8 protein-coding genes and 1 pseudogene are annotated in these 8132 nt (G+C 69.7%); 5 read left to right on the top strand and 4 right to left on the bottom strand.

The features are described from left to right. Positions 1 to 191: 191 nt before the first annotated feature. Genes ACFWI9_RS10600 through ACFWI9_RS10590 form a run of 3 tightly spaced genes read left to right on the top strand, consistent with a single transcriptional unit; the run spans position 192 to position 4247 of the window. Complete coding sequence (locus ACFWI9_RS10600; RefSeq protein ID WP_387160591.1) at positions 192 to 2060, top strand: hypothetical protein; 1869 nt, start codon at positions 192 to 194, stop codon at positions 2058 to 2060. Positions 2061 to 2109: 49 nt separating this feature from the next. After that, positions 2110 to 3078, top strand: a complete 969-nt coding sequence (locus ACFWI9_RS10595) for a hypothetical protein (RefSeq protein ID WP_387160589.1) — start codon at positions 2110 to 2112, stop codon at positions 3076 to 3078. Then, positions 3075 to 4247, top strand: coding sequence for a JmjC domain-containing protein (locus ACFWI9_RS10590; protein WP_387160587.1), 1173 nt, complete (start codon positions 3075 to 3077; stop codon positions 4245 to 4247). The genes ACFWI9_RS10595 and ACFWI9_RS10590 overlap by 4 nt, the downstream gene beginning before the upstream one ends. Positions 4248 to 4367: 120 nt before the next feature. Here the strand turns inward: ACFWI9_RS10590 and ACFWI9_RS10585 are convergent, their stop codons facing one another. After that, on the bottom strand, positions 4368 to 4496 hold the full coding sequence (locus tag ACFWI9_RS10585; RefSeq protein ID WP_387160631.1) for a hypothetical protein: 129 nt from the start codon (positions 4494 to 4496) through the stop codon (positions 4368 to 4370). After that, positions 4497 to 4850, bottom strand: a pseudogene (locus tag ACFWI9_RS10580) (cupin domain-containing protein); the annotation flags it as partial. A 537-nt stretch (positions 4851 to 5387) separates the two neighbouring features. Between ACFWI9_RS10580 and ACFWI9_RS10575 the strand changes: the two are divergent. Beyond that, positions 5388 to 5861, top strand: coding sequence for a Rieske 2Fe-2S domain-containing protein (locus ACFWI9_RS10575; RefSeq protein ID WP_387160585.1), 474 nt, complete (start codon positions 5388 to 5390; stop codon positions 5859 to 5861). Here the strand turns inward: ACFWI9_RS10575 and ACFWI9_RS10570 are convergent, their stop codons facing one another. Next, entirely contained in the window at positions 5862 to 6515 is a 654-nt protein-coding gene (locus ACFWI9_RS10570) for a cysteine hydrolase (RefSeq protein ID WP_387160583.1), read from the bottom strand. Positions 6516 to 6639: 124 nt separating this feature from the next. On the opposite strand from ACFWI9_RS10570, the gene ACFWI9_RS10565 reads away from it, so the two are divergent. Continuing rightward, positions 6640 to 7107, top strand: a complete 468-nt coding sequence (locus ACFWI9_RS10565) for a pyridoxamine 5'-phosphate oxidase family protein (RefSeq protein WP_387160582.1) — start codon at positions 6640 to 6642, stop codon at positions 7105 to 7107. Positions 7108 to 7158: 51 nt separating this feature from the next. Here the strand turns inward: ACFWI9_RS10565 and ACFWI9_RS10560 are convergent, their stop codons facing one another. Beyond that, a complete protein-coding gene (locus tag ACFWI9_RS10560) occupies positions 7159 to 8067 on the bottom strand; it encodes a LysR substrate-binding domain-containing protein (protein WP_387160580.1) in 909 nt (302 codons plus the stop codon). Between the last annotated feature and the right edge of the window lie 65 nt (positions 8068 to 8132).

Below are 8132 nucleotides of genomic sequence, written 5' to 3'. Positions count from 1 at the left end.
GCGTGCATCAGTCCCCGGCGTGGGCGCCGGCGCGCGGGGCGGTGGCCGCCCCGGCGGCGGGGGCCCCGCCCCCGCGGCCCCCCACCCGCCCCGGGGGCGCCGGGGCCCCCCCCCCCCCGCCGCGTCCCGGATCCGGCACTCAGGAGGACTTTCCCCAGATGGACAGGGTTCGCATATTTCCCGCACGGACCATGGCTCCCCAGATACAGGCCGACGCTCGATGGGTCTCCGTCGATGCCGCGACCCGCCAGGCGTACGTCCTTTCCGGCAAGGACCGGGAGTGCGCGCTGCTGTCCTGGATCGCCCAGGGCGAGGATCGCGAGGCGAGTGAGGAATTCACCGCGGCAGCAAGGACCCTCGGCATCTCGGATGCCTGGGAGAGGCCGGAGCCACCGGACTTCCTGGCCCACTACCGCCGCCTGAACCTCGACTACCCCTTCCTGGACTACAGCGTCGAAACGAGCCACGAGGCGGACCGGGCACTCATGGACGGCTACGCGGCGAACGGCGCGCCGCCTCCCGTCACAACCCCGCGCCCCGGCCCGAGCACCAGGCTGCCCGAGGCTCCGCTCCCGGACGGCTCCCCCAGGCTTCCCGACGTCGGCCTTCTGGCCTCATGGCTGACCGCGGCCGGTCGGATCACCGGCCGACGGCCCGGACGGCACGGCCCCATCGTCCTCAAGAGCAGTCCCTCCGGCGGTGCCCGACATCCCACGGATCTCGGCGTGATCCTCGGCAGCGGGTGGCCGGCGCCGCTACGCGGGTCCTGGTGGTACGACGGCGACCGCCACTCGCTGGTCCGCGCGGAAGCCGGATTCCCGGTGACGGCGTCCCTCCCGCTGTCCGGCGTGGCGTTCATCGTTTCCAGCCACGTCGAGCGCGCCATGTGGCGGTACCGGGATGTGCGGGCCTTCCGCCCCGTCCTCATCGACGCCGGCCACGTCCTGGAAACGCTCGACCTGGCCGTGCAGGCCACCGGCTGGTCCACCGCCTGGCTTCCGATGCCGTCGTTCACGGGACCGGACCCGATTCTCGGGCTGCTCCTCGCCACACCGGAACCGGACCTGGTGGAAGGAGAGTTTCCGCCGGCTGCTCAGACCAGGCCAGCAGTTGCGGACTCCGAGTACCGGACCAACCCCCTCCTGTCCCTGATCCCCCGTGCCGACGGCCTTTACGCCCAGGTCCACTCCGAGCGGCAACGCCCGGCCAGGCTCACTCCCGAGGCCGTTACCGCCCTCGCCTACGCCAATCCCAGTACGCGCGGTGACCGCCCCTCGCGGCCGGCCGAGATCCGCGAGAACAGCGGCGCGTCCCCGGCCGAGGTCGAGGAGCTGGTCGCAGCTCGGGCCCTTCTCCCCGCCGCCGAGGCCATGAGGCTCTGGGAGCGGTCACGACCGTGGATCGAGTCCAGTTGGTTCCCCTCCCTCCTGGTCCACGCGGAGGCAGCCGGTGAAGCCCGGACGAAGAAGCACCGAGCGACGACCTCGGCCGCACTGGCACCGCCGGTGCCCTGGTCCCGGCTGCCGGCTGCCCTTGCCGCGCGCCGCACCCACCGCGCCTTCTCCGAACGACCGCTCACCCTGGGAAGCCTGGACGCCCTGTTCCGGATCCTGGCGACCGTGCAGAGCGAAGTCCGGCTCAGCCTGCTGCACCCGAACCACATCCTGGAGACCGGCACGTACCGGCGTACCGACCACGGCTGGGTACGGGTCGGACCGGCGCCCACTTCCGACGAGATCCAGCGCGCGGCCATAGGACAGCCGTGGACCGCGGGCATATCGGCGGTGGCTTGGCTCGTCCCCCGAACCACGGAGCACGACGGCGGGACCTGGCAGAGCGCGCTCATCCAGTGCGGACGGGACGCACAGCGCATCGCACTCGGCCTGGCTACGGATCCGTCGTGCGGCGTGTTCCAGAGCCCGGCCCTCGTGGAGCATCTCCTCGAGCCACTGACCGGGCTCGGCACCGCCCACGACGGGGCCTACCTCGTGGGCGTGGGCAGGACCCGAGCGACCAGCCCCGATGCCGGAGCAGATGGGGGTGACCCGGGTGCTGCCTGAGCCCTCCGGGTGGGCCGTCTGCGAACGGTCCGACGGAACATGGGATGTCGTGGAGAACGCGACGAGCACGGCCTATCAGGTCAGCAGCGCAGTCGGCGCACGGCTGTGGCGAGCGGACGAGCTCTGGCCGCTCCCTCTCCACCAGGCCCTCGACATGGTCTCCGGCCCGGACCAGAGCGGCGACGAGGATGTCATGCCGTTCGTCGACCTGCTTCTCGCGGGAGGTACGGTCCGCTACCTCACAGCCGACCCGGCTGTTCGACGATGGCTCCGGACCGGTCTCGCGGCCGCGGTACCCGTCCGTCGGCGAACTGCCGACGTCCTCGTGCGGCTCGGCCGCGACGCCCGGCCGGACATGCTGCACCGGTCGTTCGCCGGAGAACGACCGGGCGTCCATTGCCGCATGCCCGGTGAACCCCAGTGGCACGCGCTGACGGGCCGCCTGCCCGCCCTGCCCCCGCTCGCCGCTCCCCCTTACCGTGGACGGTTCGTCGCCCTGCACGCCGCACTGCTCGTGCCGGCACCCGGCCAGGGGCTCCTTGTGTGCGGCAACCAGAAGGCCGGGAAGACGACCGCGGCGCTCTGGGCCCGCGACGCCGGGCTCGCCTCCGTCGCCACCGACGAGGTCGTCCTGCTGGACTCGCTGACCGGCGCGGTCTTCGGTGTCCCGCTCCCGGTCGCTGTTCGGTCCGCCGAGCAACGGACCTCCGTGCCGCTGCCGCCGGGAGCGGGAACGTACCTCGGCGCCTCCCTACCCGCTGCCGTGGTGATCCTGGTCCCGGCGGAACTGCCGAGTCGTCCGGGTTCCGTCGAGACGGCCGTCAGCGAGGAGGAGGCCCTGTCCTGGCTGGTGGAGCATCTCCGTGACGGGGGCGCCAGCCCGGCAGACCTGTATCGGAGCAGCCGTGGCCTGGCCTCCCGGGTCCCGGTGCATCGGCTGCGCGTCTCCCCGTGGCCTGGCCTCGTCGCCGACCTCGAGTCCCACCTCTCCCCCGTGCTCAAGACCCAGGAGCGATGACCGTGACGCCACACGCCGTGCATCGACTGGACGAAGTCGATCGACTGGCCATCCGCGAGGGCGGCGTTTCCGACGGCCTCGTGTCCCTCATCGACACGGCCAACAGCGCTGCTGTCGAGCGGGCCGCCGCACGCCTCCGGCCCGTTCTGGGGGACACCGTGGTGGCGGGCCTCGGACGGCCCTGCGAAACCCCGTCCCTCGGAACGGAAGCCAAGGGCACCAGCCGACTGCCTGGCCGCGCCGAGTTCGAGCGCTGGCTTACGGCGGAACCGCGGCTGATCGCTGGACCTGGTACGGGGGCCAACGCGGACATGGAACTCCGCGACGCCGACGGGAAGCTGCCCGGCGAGCGCTTCGGCAACCGGCTGGAGCCGGACTCCGACACCTTTCAGATGGACATCCATCGCGTCAGGCGGGCGCTGGACGAAGGAGTCACTCTCGGAGTCCGGCAGTTCGACCGCTGGTCGTCGGCCCTGGCATCGCACCTGGACGATGTCGTCGCCGTGTCCGGAGCTGATGTGTTCACCAAGCTCTTCATCTCCGCCGGCACGACCAGCGTCACCGGCTGGCACTCCGATCGCCAGGACGTCATCGCCCTGATGCTCTGGGGCAGCAAGCGTTTCCAACTGGGTGACTGGGACACCCCGGAAGGAGGTCCCGTCTCCCGGCTCGTCCTCGACGAGGTACTGAAACCCGGGGACTGCCTGCTCTTCCCTGAGGGGCACCCTCACCAGGCGGTCCCGCTCGGCGGTGACAGCGGGCTCCTCTCCATCGCGCTCCTCCGGCACCACAACTGGATCTCCCGGAACCAGGTGCCGACCCATCTCGGCGTGGCTGAGTTCCCTCCGAACGAAGGAACCTACCGTCGGCTGCTGCGGTCGAGGCTCCCGCTCGCGGCGAAATCGGTGCGGCTGACCGAGGGTACGCACGTGCGCACACGGATACCGGGTGGAATCGAAGTGCTCGGCACCGCCTCGGATGGCCAGGTCGCGTTCGCGGCCGCCGGCGGCGTCTTCGCGGCGAGCCCGGACACCGTGGCCCTCCTCGCCGCCGTGCACGCGTCGTTCCCGGTCACGCTGGGCGAGGCAGCATCATCCGGGGAGCGGCAGACCGCGGCCGACCGGGGCCGTTCCCTCATCGAGACGGGGCTGGTAGCCGCCGTACCGTAGGTCCTCCCCGTCCAGGATGCCGACATCGGCAGCACAGCCACCCCGTGCACCACCAGACCCGGCCGGCGACGACGTCGTCGGCCCCGGTAGCAACTGCGGCCAGGTGTTACGGGACATGTCTCAGTCCACATAGTAATTATCGTGGCGTTCAGCAAACATCACGAATTCTTCATGGCTGCGCCCCCTGATTTCGGATACCTGCTCGAAGTACTGTTCACGAGGCGCGCCGGGAGCGAAGAGGAGCAGCATCGAAGCAGCGGAATCAGCTGCGTTCCTGAAACCGTGCAGACCCCCTACAGGAACATATACGAAATCCCCGGACCCACAGGGAAGCCAACGCTCGCCGTTATATATGTCCACCTGACCGTCAAGTACGTAGAAAGACTCCGAGATGGTGCGGTGAAAATGAGGGGAGGCTCCTGGCGCTCCCGGATCCAGCTCCACCCTGTAAAGACCGAACTCTCCGCCTGTAGTCAGGCTGGTGGCCAGATAGTGCGTCCGGTTCCGAGTCAAGGAAGTCAGGTCCGGACTCGCATCATGGGACCTGAAGACTGCATTGCACTCTCCCTTGTCACCGAAGTACCGGGCCGGGGGATAAGACATGATTCCTCCCGTCACTGTCGAGTACGGGGCAACAGAACAGATCCCGATGCGCGAGCAAGGCAAAGAGTCTCAGACTCATTGTCGCTGCGCTCACCGTGCGTGTCAAAATAGTTGCGGTCCTCCTGGGCACAGACTGGCCGAGATATCCCCTGCCAGGCCGGCGGTCTACGAATCTGCGATGCGGGCCTGAAAGGCCCTCATCTGGTTTTCTCGGTAGACTGCCGCCCGTTGGCGCCGAGTTCCAGGAACGCGTGGTTGGCGTATCGGGTGCGAAAAGGGCGGATGAGTGGGACGGATATCGCCCTGACTTACACAGGAGTTCGATTTTGCTGTTTCTCTCGCCAGGTCGTCGACGGCCACAGTGGCGCGGGGAGCTTTGTCCGCGCAGGGGCTGCCGCCCCTAGGCCGGAGCGCTCCGCCCGTTCAGCCCACTGCGCGCGACTCCCCCCGGCGTGGCCTTGAACGTCACGGGGCCGGGTCCCGTACAACAGCACGAACGGGCCCGATCCCGGGCCGCCGATGGAAGAGGAGGCCCGCATGAGTGGATCGCAGGGACCGGCGCACACCGTGGCACGCCGCACCGTCGTCACGGCGGCGGGCGGAGCGGGAATGTGCCTGGCTCTCACAGCCTGTGGTGGGGCCAACGAGCCCGGCGCCGCGGGGGAACCCGCCGCCGATCAGGGCACCAAGGACCCCGGTGGCAGCACGGGCGGTGGCGGTGACAGTGGTGGCAAGGTCCTCGCCAGGACCGCGGACATCCCCGAGGGCGGCGGCAAGGTGATCGGCGATGTGGTGGTGACCCAGCCGAAGGCCGGGCAGTTCAAAGCCTTCTCGGCGAAGTGCACCCACCAGGGGTGTTCCGTGAAGGATGTATCCGAGAACATGATCAACTGCCCGTGCCACAACAGCCTGTTCGACGCGTCCGACGGCAGGGTGCACAAGGGCCCCGCGACCACCCCGCTGCCGCCCGCGCCGATCGTGGTGGACGGAGACACGATCAGGCTGGCGTGATCAGGTCTGCGCGGCCCGCGGCGGGCGCCTCTTCCAGCACGCGAGCACATCGTCGGTGGTGGTGACCGTGGCCACGAGGGCGAGCGTGTTCCTGATCATCTCCTGGGTGTACTCGGCAGGCACTCCAGCGATGGCGTCTGCGGGTACGACCGCCGTATAGCCGAGATTGACGGCGTCGAAGACCGCGTTCGGAATCGCCACATTGGCTGAGACCCCCGTGACGACCAGGGTGCGGCAGCCCAGATTCCGCAGCAGGGCGTCCACATCGGTGCCCGCGATCGGGGAGAGTCCATGCAGTCTGCGAACGACGATGTCCTCGTCCGCGACCTCGATGGGTGCGGCGACGCGGACCGCCGCGGTGCCCGGGTGCTGCTGGACCGGTAGCCGGCGCGCCGCCCGGAACAGGCGCGCGTTGCGGTTCGACCCGCGCCCGTCGGGCCGCCGCTCTGCCACCGCGTGCAGCACCTGGACACCCGCCTCGTGCGCCCCGTCGACCAGGCGGGCGATCCGCGTCGGCACTCCGGACGCCCGGACCTCGGTGGCTAGTTCGGGAAGGGCGCCGTCCGGGCCGATGACGCCGTTCTGGCATTCGACGGTCAGCAGTACGGTGCCGTCCGGGTCGAGCTGCTCGGACAGCCGTTCGTGGATGGGCATGCTCCGGCCTCCACTCCCCATCGCGGTCGGTGCGCGGGCGCGTGACAGTAGCGGGCATTGCGTACGGAGGGAAGAGTCCGCATGATGTGCGACACGCTGTCAACTACCAGGGGGAGACGCCAACATGCCCGCCACACAGCGCCGTGGCCGCCGGATCATGATGACTCCCGGAGAACTGGACCTCTTCCTCACCGAGCAGCGCACCTGCCGGGTGGCGACGGTGTCCGCCGATGGCCGACCGCATGTCAGCACCCTCTGGTTCGCGTGGGACGGCGCATCCCTCTGGCTTTACTCGATCACCCGCAGTCGGCGCTGGGCGGATCTGCGCCGCGATCCCCGGGTCGCGGTGGTGGTGGACACCGGTGAGGAGTACGCCGAGCTGCGGGGTGCCGAGCTCTCCGGCAGTGTCGAGTTCGTCGGTGAGGCCCCGCGGACCGGTGCGCCGAATCCCGCCCTCGAACAAGCCGAGCGGTTGTTCGCCCGGAAGAACTTCGGCCTGGACGACATGCCGCACGACGGTCGGCATGCCTGGATGAGGCTCACCCCTGAGTCGATCGCGTCCTGGGACTTCCGCAAACTGGCCGTGCAGTGACCTGAGCGCCGCAGCGGCGGGCGCCGCCCGCAGCGCAACCAGGGAGCTGCCTCATGGAGCCGACACGATCGCCGCGGCCTGGCGCAGCGCTTCCACCACCGCCCGGATGGAGGGGCGGCGGTCCGCGTCACTGCGCCAGACGGCGTAGATGTGCCGGTGCATCTTCTGGCGTACGGGCACGAAGGTGACTCCTTCCGGCACCGGGCCCCGGCCGAGCCTCGGCGTGACACAGACCCCGAGGCCCGCGGCGATCAGCGCCAACTGGGTGTGGTGCTCTCCCGCCATGTGCGCGATCCGGGGCTCGACCCCCTTCGAACGGAGGGTGGAGACCAGCCACTCGTAGCAGAACTCACCCTCGGGCCAGGACACCCACGGGTCGTCCGCGAAGTCCTCTAGATCCACTTCGGCGCTCGTCGCGAGCGGATGCCCCACCGGCATGGCGACATCCGCTGCGTCGTCGAGCAGCCGTGCCCGGGCCAGGCCACCGGGCACGGGCAGCCGCTTGTTGCTCCAGTCGAGCACCACGGCCAGATCGAGGTCACCGCTGAGCACCTGCCGTACGGCGTCTTCCGGCTCCACCTCGCTGCCGCGCACGCGCAGTTCGGGATGGGCGTCGCGCAGGGTGGCGAGCGCTTCGGGGAACAGTCCGCGTGCGGCGGTCGGGAAGGCGCCGATGCGCGCCTCGCCCACGACCTGGCCGCGCTGTGCCTCGATATCGGCTTGGGCGATCTCCACCTGGGAGAGAATCCTGGCGGCGTGGTCGGCGAGCAGTCGCCCCGCGTCGGTGAGTCGGACTCCCCTGCCGTACTTGGCGAGGAGTTGCTGCCCGACCTCCCGCTCAAGCTTCGCCATCTGCTGGGACACGGCCGATGTGGTCACGTGCAGCCCTTCGGCCGCCGCGCTGACCGAACCATGCCGGGCGAGTGCGTGGAGAGTGCGCAGGCGCTCCAGGTTCAACATGTAAGCAATGCTAATCCAATACCGAAGAGATTCTCGCTGGTCCTTAGTGATTGATCGGTCCACAG

It is taken from the genome of Streptomyces sp. NPDC127084, assembly GCF_042724175.1.
In the GTDB taxonomy this organism is placed as follows: Bacteria; Actinomycetota; Actinomycetes; order Streptomycetales; family Streptomycetaceae; genus Streptomyces.
This window is presented reverse-complemented; position numbering and strand designations above follow the sequence as displayed.